The following is an 806-nucleotide window of genomic DNA, read 5'->3' on the forward strand; positions in this document are numbered from 1 at the left end:
TTGAGTGTTTCGCCGGTGCAGCCCATAGCCAACTCTGCTGGGTTTGTCCATCTGGGCGCAGCTCTGAAACTGAGGCTCGCCAGCGATCAAGTGTTGCTGGATCAACGCTGGCGGCGATGGCGGTGCCTGTTTCAACTTCAAGCTGGGCAAGTGCCGCCGCAATCAGTGTCCGAATTGCCCGCTCGTGCACGATCACCAGCTTGTTCTTGTACAGCCATTGACGCGCCCGCACGAGTAGCTGATCGCGGTCGGCGCAGCGCGCCACTTCGTCGCGCAGTTCACGTACCAGTGAGCGGCGCTGGTGCTCGCTCATCCACTGGAATCCAAGGACCGTGCAGGCTACTTGTTGGTGATCGAATAGCGTGCGCCCGCGTTCATACATGGCTCTCAGCGAGGCGACTTCTGGTGCTGCAATGCCAAGCTCGTTGCCAAGGTGGCGCCACAAGGCTACTGGAATTACCCGAAAGGCACCGAGCAAACGCCCACTCATGCGCAGGAAACCAATATGGAGCGCCAGACCAAGCTTGTGGGAATCACCTCGGCGTGCATTGATTGCGTCGCGCTCGGCACCATCGAAGGTGAAAAATGCCTTCATCTCGAAGTCGCTGATATCGCGGGGGAGCCCACGCATCCCCAAAAACGTTGTGTGCCAACCCTGCATCGTGAACCTCAAAAGTGGGAGGCCACCATACCCGTTTACAAAGCGAACAGGAAAGTCAATGAAATCAACGGTCTACCCAGACCACCCCCGCGCCAGTGCTAGCTTTGCGTACCGTCACTTATTGCACTGAAAACGAGGAGACCCC

Annotated in this window: 1 protein-coding gene; it reads right to left on the bottom strand. The window is 57.9% G+C overall.

All coding sequences use genetic code 11. The features are described 5' to 3' along the window. Positions 1-661 (bottom strand): DUF4158 domain-containing protein (locus tag ACODS0_RS27985; RefSeq protein WP_488838502.1); only part of this gene is annotated, 661 nt, incomplete at its 3' end. Between the last annotated feature and the right edge of the window lie 145 nt (positions 662-806).

The sequence above is a fragment of the Acidovorax sp. FG60 genome (assembly GCF_057808995.1).